Consider the following 14,167-nt stretch of genomic DNA (forward strand, 5'->3'; position numbering starts at 1 on the left):
CGATGGCATTCGAGGGGCGGGTTATCTGCCCGGTGGCGCTGATGGAGATCACGCTGCCGAGCCGGATCGTGCGCCTGTGCGACGGCGGCTTCATCCTGTGGGGCAGCGACAAGTTCGAAAGCGTCGACGAGCATTTCGGCGCCGTGCATTCAGCAGAGGCTTTCGAGGAAAAGACGGGGGATGAAGCGCCGGGCGGCAAAGTGACCTTCCTGCCTCCGAGCGCGACGGCCGCAACGCTGCTATCGAACCCGGCCTTTCAGGGTGCGCGGATGCGCTTCTGGCTCGGCGAATATGACCGCGCAAGCGGACAGGTCGTCGGGACGCCCAGCCTGACCGCTGACCTGGCGATCGACACGGTGACGCTGAAGCGGTCGAAGGGAATGCGCTCCGTCGATATCGAGTTCGAGAGCGCGGCAAAGCTGCTGTTCCTGGTCATGCGCGGCAATGCGCTGAACGACCGATTTCATCAACAATGCTATCCCGGGGAGCTAGGCATGTCGAACGCGACCGGCATGCCCCGCTCTTCGGCCTGGGGCGCGGATAACGCGGGATGACCGACCTCGAGCGCAGGCAGGCCGCTCTTGAGAAGGTCGCAGCCAAATATCGCAAGCGCCGGGTCGACTTCCGATCGGCCGACTGCGTGCGCATGCTCCGCTATCATCTGCTGCAGATGGGTCACAGGCCGCCGCCGCTGCCGCGTTACCAGTCGATGCTCGGCGCCCGACGTGCGCTTGAAAAGGCGGGCGGCCTGGTCAGAGTCCTGGACGGGTTGCTGCCGCGCATTGCGCCCGCGCGCATGCTGCCCGGCGACGTCGCCGTAATCCCCGGGGAAGGGGGCGACGGCGGGCTCATCTTTCACGAATTCGACAAGTTCATTGGCTGCCATCAGGATGAGGACCGCATCGTGACGCTGGTGGTCGACCTGGGCGTGCTGACGGCCGCGTGGAGGGCCTGAGGTGAAAGCGCTGCGAACCATCGCGCTCGTCGCCGGCGTGGTCGCGCTGGCGGCGACCGGCGTCGGCGCACTGGCCTCCGCGGGCGTCATCAGCGTCAGCGCGAGCACCGCAGCGACGATCGCGACGGTGGCCCAGGTCGCCACCGTGGTTTCCGCTGCCGCCTCGATCGGCGCGCAGCTGATGCAGAAAAAGCCGGGGATGCAGGGCGCCGTCAATTCGGTGACGATCGGCGCCAACGAACCCATCCCCTATTCGATGGGCCGATGCTTCGTCGCCGGCACGCAGATGCACGATGTCGGCTATGGCGGAAAGGTCGGGAAGACCAAGAACCCGTATTTGTCGAAGGTCTTCATCTACAGCTGCTCGACCGCATTCGCGATCGATCAGGTGCTCGTCGACTGGAACGCGATCGCGATGGCCGGCAACGCGGCCACGGGATATTACAGCAGCTGGCTTTACGTCGATCGGCAGTTGGGATTGCGTCCCGAACCGGCGGCACTTTCGGGACCATGGGGCGCGATCCCGCAATGGAGCGCCGCGCACAAGCTCAGCAACTATCCGGCGGCACTGTGGAGCTACCGCTGGGATCGCAACAACAAGCGATGGGCGAACGGCATACCGGTCCATGGCCTGGTTGGCCGCTGGTCGAAAGTCTATGACTGGCGGCAGGACGACACGTTCCCCGGGGGCGTTGGCAGTCACCGCTTCGCCGACGAAGACACGTTCGATTACGATCCCAATGTCGCGTTGAACGCGGTCACCTATGCCCGCGGCCGCTACGCGATCGACACGACGAGCGGCGAGCAGACGGTGCGCCTGGTCGGCTGCGGCGTGCCGCAGGACGTGTTCGACTGGCCCGCCTGGACCGCCTTCGCCAATGTGTGCGAGGCGAACGGCTGGGAGACGAACGGCACGGTCCGCGACGGGCCCGGCATATCGACCTGGGACAATCTGAAGCGGATCTGCGCCGCCGGCGCCGCTATCCCGGTGTGGAGCGGCGGGCTGCTGTCGGTGCGATTCCAGTCGCCGAAAGTAGCGCTCGACACCATCACGCCAGACGACTTCGCCGATGGCGAATATCTGACTCCGGGAATGCGGACCTGGAAAGACCGGGTCAATGTGATGATCCCGAAGTACCGGTCGGAAGCCAACAAGTGGGAATATGTCCAGTCGGCCGAGATCAGCTATCCAGAGTTGATCGCGCAGGACCGGGGGGATCGCAAGGAAGAGGAATATCTGTGCGAGCTGGTCACCGACAAGGACCAGGCCGCGCAGGTCACCGCCTATGAGCTGTTCAGCCGGCGCGAGCTGACCGGCATCGTCCGGCCGTGCAAGGCGCGGCTTTGGCATGCTCGGATCGGCGAAACCTATCAGCTGGTAGACCCGGACGACGGCCTCGATCACCTCGTGGTGATCGCTGCGCTGACGAAGGACGTCGCCCGCGGCGTCATCGACCTCACGTTCGAAACCGAAACGGCGAGCAAGCACGCTGCCGCCTTGGGCCAAACCGGCACCGCGCCGCCGCCGCCCACGCTGCTGCCGCCCGGCACCGCCGACGGCGACGCCTGGGATGGCGCGACCTTCGATTCAACGTCCGCCTTCCGCTTCGACAGCACGATCGCCGGCACCTTCGACGAGACCTGATCCCATGCCCCTTGGTTTGCAGAATATCGGTGTCGGCACGGTTGCCGACGACGGCACCGGCGACAATCCGCGCGCCGCCGCACTGAAGATCAACGCGAATAACGCCGCCATCATCGCGGCGCTGGCCGATGATCCCAATTTTGCAGCGACGGTGGCGGCCGCGCTCGCCACGAAGCTCGACAAGGCCGGCGGCATAATGTCCGGCAGCATCGGCATGGGCGGGGTCGGTCGCGTCTACGACATGCTGGCGCCGACGTCGCCCGGGCACGCGGTGACGAAGGACTATGTCGACAGCTACGCGCAACCCATCGACCCGGACCTTTCAGCCTTCGCGGCGATCGTCAGCGCCGCGAACAAACTGCCCTATTTCACCGGGCCCGGGGCGCTGGCCCTAGCCGACCTTACCGCATTCATCCGAACGCTGCTCGATGATGCGGATGCTCCGGCGGCGCGGGCGACGCTGGGAGCATCCGGCCTCGCGCGCGTTCGGCAATTCGCCAGCGGGCGCTATTTCCTGCCTCAGGGCTACGGCGTCAACGCCGGCACCCAAACGGTGGCGGCGGACACGCTCTACATGGTCGCAGCCTCCAACGTCATGCGGGCGACAGGAATCGCCATGCAGGTGACGACGGCCGTCGCCGGCAACGTCCGTCTCGGCCTCTACGAACTCAACAGCAACGGCGATGGCGCGACCCTTGTCGAGGAAGTGGCGGCGCAGTCCACCGGATCGACCGGGATCAAGGCGGGAAGCTTCGGCGCGACCCGCACGCTTGACGGGCGCACCTACATGCTGGCGATGCTGTTCAGCGCTGCGCCGACGATACTCCAGATGGCCACGACGGGCGGCGGGATGCATTCGCTTAACGGCGTCGCCGATTTCTCGAGCGGTATTGCGACAAGCTATTTCACCGCATCGCTGGCGTATGCCGCGCTGCCGAGCACCCTTCCGACGCCGAGCGTCGTCATCTCGACCAACTGCCCCCTGATGGCCCTGGTCGGGGCCTGACCTTCCCACCGAAAAGGTAAGATCGATGACCCTTGCGGGCCTTTCGCCCGCCGGCGTGCTCAACGTGCGCGCCGGCGAAGCCATGCTGCTGCATATCAGCCTTGCCCAGGCGGATGGCGTCACGCCGCAGAACCTGACCGGACGCACCTTTGCCGTCGTCATCCGCCGCACCGATCGGCTGTTCAATATTCTGACGATCGACGCCGAGCTTTCGGAGGATGCGCTCTACGCGCAAGTCGCGATCACCGGGGCTCAGGCGACGCAGATCTACAATAGCGGCGCCAGTGTCGCGCTGAGCTATGATGTGGTGGAGCTGTCGGGCGGCGCGTCGGTATCGCGCTGGACGGAGCGGGTCAGCGTCTCGCCGGGGCCGGGGATCGGCGGCGAGATCACACCGATCTGGGTCGAACTGCCCTACAGCGAGGCGCTGCTAAACCCGGCGTCGATCGTCATCACCGAACGCGGCGGTCGCGGCCTCGATGGCGCGTCGGCGGCGCGGCATCTCTACGATCTCCACCGCATCGACGCGCCCACGGCCGAGGCATTCGACGCCTATATCACCAACCTGAACGCCGCGGTCGATCGGCGGGTGAGCCAGCTGACGACGGCGCTCGGCATCTTCAACGCGCAGGCGCTCGCCCCCTGGTTCCGCGCGGTGTTCGACGTGCGCACCCAGCGGCGCGACGCGGTCGCCCTGTTCGCGGGGGACAGCACCTTCACCGGCTATTACCGGACCGGCATCGCGCCGGACCGCAGCACGTCGATCCCTTCGCAGTTCGCGCTGCTAGCGCCCGACGACTGGTACGCCGACGACGCCTTCATCACCGGCCACAATATTTCCGGCCTCACCGCCGGCCGCGAGGGCGAGGGCAATGACGGGATCATCTGGGATCTGCGGCCCTGGAACGATTATCAGGCGCACGCGAAGGTCGATCTGGGGCCCGGCGACCTGCCGACCGCGAACGCGCCGGTCGAATTCGGCGCGGCGGGGGTAGGCGGCTACGCCTTCCGCCTGATGCCCTTCGACCTGACGGGCACCTACAACGGCATCACCTACAAGCCGCGGGACATCCGTACCGGCGGCTATAAGAAGACCGACCGACTGGTCGTTTACTACATCACCACGGCCAGCGCGGGCGGTAATTTCCGGGTCTATTGCGACGGCATCCTTGTCGGCACGGTGCAGACCGTCACAGGCACGCAGGATGGCTTCGCGCACCAGATCTTCAACGCGCCGACGGCACTCGGCGAGCACGTCTGGCGGATCGAGAACGACGGCAGCATCCCGAGCCAGGATGTCTTCATCGCCGGCTTCTATGGCTATGACAGCAGCCGGAAGCAGGTCCGCGTCATCAACGGGTCGCGGTCGGGCTGGCCGGTGTCGCAATATGCGCACAACAGCCCCTTCTACGGGCCGATGGTGCAGCTGGATGTCTATGACCCCGACATGCTGGGCGTCGGCCTAAACATCAACAGCGGCCGCAACTGGGATCATGACGACGATCCGATGACCGAACCTCTCCCGGCGATGAGCCTGGAGGATTTTCGGGCGGATACGGTCGCGCTGATCATGTCGCAGCGCAATCGCGGCAAGGCGACGCTGCTGATCACGCCGCGTCCCGTTGGATATGACGTGATGCCGCAGGAGACGCAGGACGCCTACAATGCGGTCTATGAAGAGCTGGCGATCGAATATAATTGCGCGCTGCTCGATTCCCGCCTGTTCGGCGACCGCTATGAAATTCTGAGCCTGCTCGGCTTCATGGCGGATACCCGCCACCCCGATCAATATGGCGATTCTGCCCTGATGCTTGCGTCGATGCCGGGGCTGGGCGGCGGGCTGGGCGGGCCTCTGCCAGTCGCCCGCAGCCCCTATCTGCCGCGCAGCGGCGGCGCGCTGACCGGGCCTATCAGCCTGCCGGCGGACCCGGCGGTGCCGTTCCGCTTCAACGGGGCTCTGCCCGCTAACGCCACGCTGACCCGCGCGAGCAGCGGCACCTACATCAACAGCGCCGGCGTGCGGCAGACCGCGACCAGCAATGTCGCGCGTTTCCAGTATCGTCTGTTCGAGGGGCTGTGGATCGCCGCCGGTCTGCTGGTCGAGCCGGCAACGTCCAACCTCTGCCTCTATAGCGAGGACTTCAGCAACGCTTACTGGAGCAAGTCGGCCGGCCTGGCGCTGACCCCCAATGCGGGTCCGGCGCTGGACGGCGTGACGGGCATGACGCTGGTCACGACCGCCGGAGCGGACCTCATCCGCCACGCCGCGACGCTGGCGGTCACGGCCGGTCAGAAGACGACGGTCAGCGTGATGCTGAAGGCAGGCTCCATCAGCTGGATCAGGCTGCGGATCGGCGACAACATCAACGGCACCAATGCGGCGCAGCTGTGGGTAAACCTCGCGGCCGGCAAGATCGGTACTCTCTCCACCACCGGCACCGGCTGGACGGTCGACCATGGTGCGATCGAGCCGCTGGGCAACGGCGCCTATCGCGTGGGCCTGACCTTCACTCCCGGCGCGGCGACGGCGGCACTGCGGATCAGCACCGCCACAAGCGACGGTAGCGGTTCGACGGCGGTGAGCGGATCGACCTATTATCTGGGGGGCGTCCAGATCGAGCCGCTCGATCGCATGACGTCCTACCTCCTGACCACGACCGCGATCGTCACGCGCGCGGCCGACGTGGTTGCGATCGACTGGTCGCTGCCGCGCCATCGCCCGGTCGGCCCGCTTGCCCTGACCTATGGCTTCGGCGACGGGTCGAGCCAGAGCGTGACGGGCGTGGCGCTGACCGCCGGCGTCTCCTCCATCCCCACCAGCCTCAACCGCAATGACATTTTGACGGTAGCGGAGACCTGACCCATGCGATCTATTCCCCTGCCCGACAGCCTGGTCGAAGTGACCAAGGCGGTTCCGCCCGTCGCCGTCACCGGCATCTCTCTGGCCGGCATTGGCCTCAGCGACTGGGTGCTGATCAGCACCCTGATCTACACCGTTATGCAGGCCGGCTGGTTCGTCTGGGAAAAGCTGATCCGCCCCTGGCGAGCGGGGAGGGACGGCCGATGAGCACGCGCAGCGCGGTGGCGGCGGGCGGATCGGTCGCGATCGCGATAATCGCCGCGACGATCGGGCTCGAGGGCGGCTATGTGAACCATCCGAACGACCCCGGCGGCGAGACCAACAAAGGGATCACGAAGAAGGTGGCGGTGGAGCATGGCTATACCGGGCCGATGCGCACGATTCCCGATGCGGTGGTCTACAGCATCTACTACGAAAGCTATTTGAAGGCCCCGGGCTATGAGCCGTTGATCCCGCTCGATCCGGCGGTGACGCAGGAGCTGTTTGATACCAGCGTCAATATGGGCCCGTCGCGGCCGTCGCGCTTCTTCCAGGAATCGTTGAACGAAATCTGCCCGGCGCTGAAGCTGAAGATTGATGGCAGGGTAGGGCCGGCGACAATCGCCGGCTTCGCCCGGTGCCAGCGCACCCTGCTGTGCCGCGCGATGCTGCCGCGCCTCGATGCCAAGCAGCTCGCCGAATATGACCGGCTGATCCGCGCGAACGCCAAGCTCGCGGTCTTTCGCAAAGGCTGGGTCAATCACCGGATCGGCAATGTCCCGTTGGAGAAATGCTCATGAAGTTGCCCGTCGGAAAGATCGCGGCCTGGATCGGACGCGCGCTGCTCAGCGCGCTGGTGACGGAGGCCGCCGATCGGCTGTCACGCCCCAAGCGCGCCGGCGATCGTCACGATAGCAGCGGCAGCCATCAGGAGCGCGATACCGACCGCCTCGATCGCGAATAGCAACGAGGGAGCAGGGGTATCGGGTGGGGTATCACCATGTCTGCGCATTGCCCGAAACTGACACAAAAGCGGGCCTTTCACCAGATGCGCGACGGAGGGGTTGTCCGTCACTGATGGCTCAGGCGCCTGTAAACTTCAGCGATACTGCCCTGAACCGCAATCTCGTGCTCATGATCAAATGTCAGCAGTGTCCTGGTAGGTCCGCCTTCAGAGATGACTCGTATGAGTTCCACGTTGACCAATATCTCCGCATTGGAGAAGTTACGTAGAACGACGAACTTAGCCATGTGTCTAGATCCTCTGACGACACGGCATTCGCAAATGGGTGGATTAGGTCGCCCGATAGCAACCAAGACCGAGGGCCTTGCGAGCCGTATCCATCCTGTCACCACCCCGCGTTGCCGTGGGTTATGCCCAGGTTCTGCCGCTTAAGCGCACGCAAATCCAGTCCTGAAAATTAAACGGAGGCCGTATGGCTCTCTCCAACGCCGCGGTGCGCGCCGCGCGGCCGAAGCCGCGAGCCTATAAAATCTTCGATGAGCGCGGCCTTTTCCTCTTCGTCAAGCCCAATGGCCTGCGGAGCTGGCGGCTGCGCTATCGGTATGACGGGCGGGAGAAGCTGCTGTGCCTGGGCCAGTGGCCCGACCTGCAGCTGGTCGAAGCACGGGCAAGCGCCGAAGCGGCGCGCGGCCTCGTCGCCATGGGCGTGGATCCCGGCCTGCAGAAGCGCAAGTCGACGGCCGTGCAAATCTGCACGTTCGAATCGGCCGCCCGCGCATGGCATGCGCAGAGCCTGGAGCATTGGACCGAGCGCCATGCCCAGGACGTGCTCGACAGCCTGGTGCGCGACGTTTTCCCCGCACTGGGCGCGATGCCGATCGGCGCGATCGGCGCGCCGGCGGTGCTGCAGGTTCTGCGCGACGTCGAATCGCGGGGGTCGATAGAGACAGCGCGCCGCATCCGCCAGCGTATTTCGGCCGTCTTCTGCTTCGCGATCGCCGAGGGGCTGGTTGACCAGGATCCCGCCGCCGTCGTCACGCGCGCGTTGCGGCCGACGCCGATCTCGCGCCGGCAGCCGGCGCTGACCGATATCGACGAGGCACGCGCGCTGCTCGCCGCCTGCGATCGCGCCGGCGGGCCGCCGATCGTGCGGCTTGCATCCCGATTCCTGGCGTTGACGGCGGTCCGCATGGGCACCTTGCTTGGCGCGCGGTGGGACGAGTTCGAGCAGCTGGACGGCGACGCGCCCCTGTGGCGCATCCCGGCCGAACGGATGAAGCTGAAGAAGGCGCGGAAGGCCGACCCGGCGAACGATCATATTGTGCCGCTATGCCCGGAGGCAGTAGCGATGCTGCACCAGGTCCGAAGGGTGCAGCTCCGGTGCTCCGAAGGGAACCAGCGCGTCTTTCCGTTGCCGCCGTCGGCGATCGGCGCTCTCTACAAACGGGCCGGCTATGCCGGCCGCCATGTCCCGCACGGATGGCGGGCCGCTTTTTCAACGGTGATGAACGAACGATTTCCGCTCGAGCGCGCGGCGATCGACCTAGCTCTGGCCCATGCGCCGGCGGACATGAGCAAGGTCGAGCGCGCCTATAATCGCGCGGAGATGCTCGACCAGCGCCGCAGCCTCTTCGCCCGGTGGGGAGAGCTGCTGATCACATGATTTAATGTGTTTCCTGCCGCGCCTGCCGCCGATCGGCGCCGGGAGCGGGGGTCAACGGGCTGCCACCCGATGAACCGACGAGAACCTAGCTCGCCACGACACAGCTGGCCGACTGGCCGCCCCGCACCCGCGCATACGGGTGCCGGTTTTGTGGAGAGCCTCCATGCACGCGTCAAATGATTCTGCCTGTGTTTCAAACAAATGCGCGTCGTGTCGCGCGCTGCTTTTCAAGTCCGCCGTCGACGCGATCGCCGGCGTCATTGAGATAAAGTGTCGCCGCTGCGGCGCCTTCAACTGTTTCAGGCCCATGAGCCCTCCAAGATCGCCGGCAGAGCGACCCTTGGGAGCTGAACATTGTGGATCTACGTACCAGACCTGACGAACTTCGCGGCATCTCTCTCTGCGCAGGATATGCGGGCCTCGATCTCGGCCTGCATATTGCCGAGCCAGGATATCGCACTGTGGCTTTCGTCGAGCGGGAAGCTCATGCGGCGGCCACTCTCGTGGCGCGGATGGATGACGCGACCCTGGCACCGGCGCCTATTTGGGACGATCTGCGAACCTTCGACGGCCGCGCATGGCGCGGCCGCGTTCATATCGTCACTGCCGGCTATCCCTGCCAGCCCTTCAGCCTCGCCGGCGCGCGCCGCGGTTGCGACGATCCCCGGCACCTGTGGCCGGAAGTCGCCCGGATCATCGGAGAGGTCGGACCCCGATGGGTGTTCTGCGAAAATGTCGAAGGCCATATCAGCCTGGGACTTGCCGAGGTCGCAGGCGAACTACGGGCAATGGGCTACACGCCAAAGGCGGGCATGTTCTCAGCGCGAGAAGCAGGCGCAAGCCATGTTCGCCGCAGGATCTTCCTGCTGGCCCACGCCGACAGCGAGCGATGGCGGCTATTTTCCGGATCTGATCATCGCGGATCAGGCGTTGCGAATGACCGGGCCTTTCGACTGCTCGATGGGGAGCGCTGGCCAGTTCGGCCTGACGACCTCGGCGCGGAGCTGGACGTGCCTGTGGCTGACCATGAAGGGGCTGGGCTGGACGCCGACGGCTTCAGCCCGCTCTTCGCGCCCGGTCCGGATCAGTTTCAAGAGTGGGACAGGCTCCTTCCTCGCCGACCTGATCTCCAACCCGCGCTTTTCCGATCTGATGATGGGGTGGCCGATCGGGTGGAGCGATCCCGCGCGGCCGGTAACGGGGTTTGCAGCCTGGCTGCGGCTATCGCGTGGTCGACTCTCTCGGCTGCTCACCGCGGCGCCGCCGCCATGACCTGATCGATTTCCCTGAGAGGCCCAAGAGCCCGCACCGAGACCGCCGGCGAGCGGCCACTCGAGGCTATCCGTTGTCCCACATTTCTGTTGCTCCTGTGTCTCCCGCTGCCGGCTATCTTGGCGGCAAGCGCAACCTGGCCCGCCGCGTCTGCGCCATCATCCAGTCCGTCGACCATGACGGCTATGCCGAACCATTCGTCGGCATGGGCGGAATCTTCTTCAGACGCGCTGCGCGTCCGCGCTTCGAAGCGATCAACGATATATCCGGCGACGTCACGACGCTCTTCCGCGTGGTGCGCCGGCATTATCAGGCGCTCGTCGATGAGATGGAGTGGATGCTCGCCGGCCGGGAAGAGTTCAACCGGCTGCGCGCTATCGACCCGGCCTGCCTCACCGATATCGAGCGCGCTGCGCGCTTCCTCTATCTCCAGCGCCTGGCGTTCGGTGGCAAGGTCGTCGGCCGCAATTTCGGTGTTTCTACGACCACGCCGGCGCGTTTCAATCTCGCCCGTCTTCGCGCCTCGCTCGCCGCGATCAGGGACCGGCTTCAGCCGGTCGTGATTGAGCGGCTGCCATATGGCGACTTCATCCGCCGATACGATCGCGCCAGCATGCTCTTCTATCTCGACCCGCCATACTGGAACTGCGAAGACGATTACGGCGCCGGCGTGTTCGATCGCGCCGACTTCGAAAGGCTTGCCGATCAGCTCGCCGGCATCCGCGGCAAATTCCTTCTGTCGATCAACGACACGGCCGGCGCGCGCGCGGTCTTTTCGCCGTTCCACACGCGCAGCGTCGAGGTCACCTACACCGTTGCCTCGTGCGCAACCGGCAATGGAAAGCGGGTGGGCGAGCTCCTGATCGCCAATTTCCCCCTCAACGATGCCGCCGGCGCTGCCCCCGGCGTCTGAAGCGCCATCCTAACCTCTTGGCGCCCCTGGGAAGCCAAGCGGGGAGGCCAAAGCCTCCCCGCCCCCTACGGCGCGGTGAAGCGCCGTGGTTGTTGAATCTGCGTGTGTGGGTGCGTCGATAGTCCGCTAACAGCGCCTGCCGAAGGCAGTCCTTCTCCCTTTAAACCCCTGTGTGGGTAAACATCATGATTTCCAAACTCGCGCCTCTCCCGCGGCCTCGATACGCTTGAGCGCCGCCTCCAGCGCGGCGTCGAGCGGCTTTTCGGCCAGCGAGGGGGCAGGGGGCTGCTGCTTGGCAGGGGCGGGGCGGGCGGCGGCGCGGCGGCGGCGCGCCTCTCGAAGGTTGAGGAAGCGCGCCTTCACGGCCTTCCCTGCGTCGCCCAGGGCACGGCCGAGCCGACCGATATCGAAGTGATAGGCGTTGGTCGCCTGCTGCCGCTGCGGGCCGGCTTCGCCTACGTTGGTGGTCTTTTCGCTGCGCCGGACCCAGTCCAGGAAGCCATGCTCGCGCAGGCGCTTCAGCGCATCGACGACCGCGTTCTTCGACAAGGCGGTGACCTTCATCAGTGCGGTGATCGCGGGGTCGAGCTGGCCCGTCTTGAAGTCCAGGAAGTTGCGGAGGAGCGCCTCCAGCACCCGAATGCCGTTCGCCATCAGCGGGCTGCGCTCGCCCTTCTTTTTGTGGATGACGTCATATTCCTTGGCCAGGCGCAGATAGTCGTCGGCCCATGCCAAACCGCCGGGTATCGTGCCATCGGCGATCGGGCGGAAGACATCCGCCTGGCGGCTGTCGACGTCAAAACTGTGCCGCCACACCGGGTCGGCGCCGCGGCGCTTGCCGCCCAGCTTGCCGCCGGCATCCCTGATCAGCTTGCGGGCATCGCGCGCGAGGGCGCGCGCTTCGGATGCGGCGCTCATGCCCGCGCCTCCCGGCGGGCTACTTGCGCGACGTCAGCAGGATTGATGAGACGGGCGGAAAGCCTTGCAACAGCAGGTCGGCCCATTCCTGCGCGATCTCGCGGCGCCGCTGCATGTAGGCTGCGCGGTTGTAGATCGGCTCGATGCCCGGCTGGCGGTGCGCCAGCATGAGGTCGATGACGACGCGATCGCCGGGCCTTTCCTCCTTCATCGCGATCTCGTTCATGATCGTGGAGAAGGCGCTCCGCCATCCATGCGGCACATGCTGGCCGGCGAAGCCCGCGTTCCGATACAGCTTTGAAACAGCGACGTCGGTGATATGCTTGCGCGGACTGTTCGGGCTGCAAAAGGCGTAGGGTGAGTGGGCGGTCAGAAGCCGCAGCGAAGCGAGCAGCTCCACCGCTTGCCTCGCCAGCGGCACCGGGTGCTCCATCAGGCTGTGCAGCTTTTCCTCGACCGTCAGCTTCATGCGCGCAGCCGGGATGACCCATGTCGGCTCGTCGGGATCCAGATCGACCAGCTCGGACCACGGCGCCGCTTGGACGACGCCCGGCCGCAGCGCTGTCAGCGCGGTCAGCCGTGAGGCGAGCTTGGGGATCGGGTGTCCCGAAGCATTTTCGATCTTCCACAGCATCGCGCGCAACTGCTCGATCTGCGTCAGGGCAGGGTGCCGCTTGAGGGGCGCTGTCTTCACGGGGATCACGTCGGCCGCCGGATTGTCCATCGCGTACCCCATGCCCTTGGCATAGTCGAACACAGACGACAGGGTCGTGCGGTACCGCCGCGCCATCTCGAGCGCTCCGCGGGCCTCGATCTTCTTCACCTGCTGCACGATCATCGGCCGCGTCACGGCGGTGATCGGAAGCGCGCCGATCGGCGCGAACACTTCCCGCTCCAGCAGGTTCAGCGTCCTGTCCGAATGCGAGCGGCTCCACATCGCCGATCGCTCGTGGAACCAGGCTCTCGCCACAACTTCGACGGTGTTTTCCATGGCGGCAAGCGATGCGGCCTTGCGCTGATGTTTGTCGATCGCAGGATCGACGCCGCGCGCCAATAACCGCCGCGCCTCGTCCCGCATATCGCGGGCCTCTTTCAAGGAGAGGGCGGGGTAGGGGCCGAAGACGATACGCTTCTTCTTGCCCAAATAGCTGTACGCCAGCCGCCAGCTTTTGTAGCCCGCCTTCGTGACGTACAGGTGCAGCCCGAGCGCGTCCGTTAGCTTGTAATCGGACTCGGCCGCCTTCGCCGTCCGGCAGACCGCGTCGGTCAGCATCCGATGACTCCCGCATCGCCAAGCGATGCCCCGCTGATGACTCCCCTTGCCATGCGCTTAGATGGCAGCCGGTGAGAAGCCGTGACAAGCTAATTCGGCTAAATCGCCGGGATAGTGTCCGATTTTGAACATCTATGAGAAACGGTGAAAAGGGTGGGTGGTCGGGGAGACAGGATTCGAACCTGCGACATCCTGCTCCCAAAGCAGGCGCGCTACCAGACTGCGCTACTCCCCGGCGCTCGCGGGCCTTAGCGGGGCGACGGGCGATCCGTCAATCGCGATCCGCGCGAAGGCCCAAAATGCGAAGGGCGGGCCGCGACATGCGCGACCCGCCCTTCAAATATCCCGCTTTCGCGAAGATTACATCGCGTTCGCGGCAGCGTTGTTCGCGACGGCGGCAGCGTTGTCGGCCGCGTTGGCGGCGTTCATCGCGTTGTCCGAAGCGTTCGTGGCGTTCTCGACGACGTTCTCGACGACGGCGTTCGAAGCGTTCGCGGTCTCGTTGGCCGGCTTCTCACCGCAAGCGGCGAGGGCCATCAGGCTGGCCGAAGCGAAAACAACAGCGATCTTCTTCATTGTGTACGGCTCCCATAGCATTATGCCGCGTCTGGCACGTTACAGATGTGGCCCTACGCGAGCGACCCGCATTAACGTGTGCGATGCACAAATCAATGCTTTTCTGCGTCGGTGAAGCGGCAGAATCACGCGACGGATCGTTG

At 65.5% G+C, this 14,167-nt stretch carries 16 protein-coding genes and 1 tRNA gene; 12 read left to right on the forward strand and 5 right to left on the reverse strand.

What is annotated here, in order from left to right; translation table 11 throughout:
* Positions 1–2: 2 nt before the first annotated feature.
* From V2B31_RS09370 to V2B31_RS09405, 8 genes are read left to right on the forward strand one after another with little or no spacing between them, the layout of a single operon-like run.
* Positions 3–554 (forward strand): hypothetical protein, encoded by a 552-nt coding sequence (locus tag V2B31_RS09370; RefSeq protein WP_328277767.1) that lies wholly within the window; start codon positions 3–5, stop codon positions 552–554.
* Positions 551–955: a DUF6950 family protein gene (locus V2B31_RS09375; RefSeq protein WP_328277768.1), complete on the forward strand. Its 405-nt coding sequence runs from the start codon at positions 551–553 to the stop codon at positions 953–955. The genes V2B31_RS09370 and V2B31_RS09375 overlap by 4 nt, the downstream gene beginning before the upstream one ends.
* Position 956: 1 nt before the next feature.
* Positions 957–2,600: a hypothetical protein gene (locus tag V2B31_RS09380; protein ID WP_328277770.1), complete on the forward strand. Its 1,644-nt coding sequence runs from the start codon at positions 957–959 to the stop codon at positions 2,598–2,600.
* Positions 2,601–2,604: 4 nt separating this feature from the next.
* On the forward strand, positions 2,605–3,606 hold the full coding sequence (locus V2B31_RS09385; RefSeq protein WP_328277773.1) for a hypothetical protein: 1,002 nt from the start codon (positions 2,605–2,607) through the stop codon (positions 3,604–3,606).
* A 25-nt stretch (positions 3,607–3,631) separates the two neighbouring features.
* On the forward strand, positions 3,632–6,466 hold the full coding sequence (locus tag V2B31_RS09390) for an SGNH/GDSL hydrolase family protein (protein WP_328277775.1): 2,835 nt from the start codon (positions 3,632–3,634) through the stop codon (positions 6,464–6,466).
* Positions 6,467–6,469: 3 nt separating this feature from the next.
* On the forward strand, positions 6,470–6,673 hold the full coding sequence (locus tag V2B31_RS09395; RefSeq protein WP_328277777.1) for a hypothetical protein: 204 nt from the start codon (positions 6,470–6,472) through the stop codon (positions 6,671–6,673).
* The gene (locus tag V2B31_RS09400) at positions 6,670–7,245 is read left to right on the forward strand and encodes a glycoside hydrolase family 108 protein (RefSeq protein ID WP_328277778.1); all 576 of its coding nucleotides are present in this window, start codon (positions 6,670–6,672) and stop codon (positions 7,243–7,245) included. Before V2B31_RS09395 ends, V2B31_RS09400 begins: the two co-directional genes overlap by 4 nt.
* Positions 7,242–7,409, forward strand: coding sequence for a hypothetical protein (locus V2B31_RS09405; RefSeq protein WP_328277780.1), 168 nt, complete (start codon positions 7,242–7,244; stop codon positions 7,407–7,409). The genes V2B31_RS09400 and V2B31_RS09405 overlap by 4 nt, the downstream gene beginning before the upstream one ends.
* A gap of 107 nt (positions 7,410–7,516) precedes the next feature.
* On the opposite strand, the gene V2B31_RS09410 is transcribed toward V2B31_RS09405, so the two are convergent.
* Positions 7,517–7,696 (reverse strand): hypothetical protein, encoded by a 180-nt coding sequence (locus tag V2B31_RS09410; RefSeq protein WP_328277782.1) that lies wholly within the window; start codon positions 7,694–7,696, stop codon positions 7,517–7,519.
* 185 nt (positions 7,697–7,881) lie between these two features.
* Here V2B31_RS09410 and V2B31_RS09415 point away from each other — a divergent pair, with 185 nt between their 5' ends.
* The 4 genes from V2B31_RS09415 (at position 7,882) to V2B31_RS09425 (ending at position 11,257) form a co-directional block, all read left to right on the forward strand.
* Complete coding sequence (locus V2B31_RS09415) at positions 7,882–9,072, forward strand: tyrosine-type recombinase/integrase (RefSeq protein WP_328277784.1); 1,191 nt, start codon at positions 7,882–7,884, stop codon at positions 9,070–9,072.
* 163 nt (positions 9,073–9,235) lie between these two features.
* A complete protein-coding gene (locus tag V2B31_RS20040; RefSeq protein WP_443021944.1) occupies positions 9,236–9,451 on the forward strand; it encodes a Com family DNA-binding transcriptional regulator in 216 nt (71 codons plus the stop codon).
* Positions 9,429–10,349, forward strand: coding sequence for a DNA cytosine methyltransferase (locus tag V2B31_RS09420; protein WP_328277786.1), 921 nt, complete (start codon positions 9,429–9,431; stop codon positions 10,347–10,349). Before V2B31_RS20040 ends, V2B31_RS09420 begins: the two co-directional genes overlap by 23 nt.
* Positions 10,350–10,426: 77 nt before the next feature.
* Entirely contained in the window at positions 10,427–11,257 is an 831-nt protein-coding gene (locus V2B31_RS09425; protein ID WP_443021949.1) for a DNA adenine methylase, read from the forward strand.
* A gap of 183 nt (positions 11,258–11,440) precedes the next feature.
* On the opposite strand, the gene V2B31_RS09430 is transcribed toward V2B31_RS09425, so the two are convergent.
* The 4 genes from V2B31_RS09430 to V2B31_RS09445 all read right to left on the reverse strand — a co-directional run bounded on the left by V2B31_RS09430 (position 11,441) and on the right by V2B31_RS09445 (position 14,024).
* On the reverse strand, positions 11,441–12,175 hold the full coding sequence (locus tag V2B31_RS09430) for a hypothetical protein (protein ID WP_328277788.1): 735 nt from the start codon (positions 12,173–12,175) through the stop codon (positions 11,441–11,443).
* Between the two features lie 19 nt (positions 12,176–12,194).
* Positions 12,195–13,448: a tyrosine-type recombinase/integrase gene (locus V2B31_RS09435; protein ID WP_328277790.1), complete on the reverse strand. Its 1,254-nt coding sequence runs from the start codon at positions 13,446–13,448 to the stop codon at positions 12,195–12,197.
* A 158-nt stretch (positions 13,449–13,606) separates the two neighbouring features.
* Positions 13,607–13,683 (reverse strand) — tRNA-Pro (locus V2B31_RS09440).
* A 125-nt stretch (positions 13,684–13,808) separates the two neighbouring features.
* Entirely contained in the window at positions 13,809–14,024 is a 216-nt protein-coding gene (locus V2B31_RS09445; protein ID WP_328277792.1) for a hypothetical protein, read from the reverse strand.
* Positions 14,025–14,167 lie beyond the last annotated feature (143 nt).

The sequence above is a fragment of the Sphingobium sp. genome (genome assembly GCF_036170395.1).
Classification (GTDB): Bacteria; Pseudomonadota; Alphaproteobacteria; order Sphingomonadales; family Sphingomonadaceae; genus Sphingobium.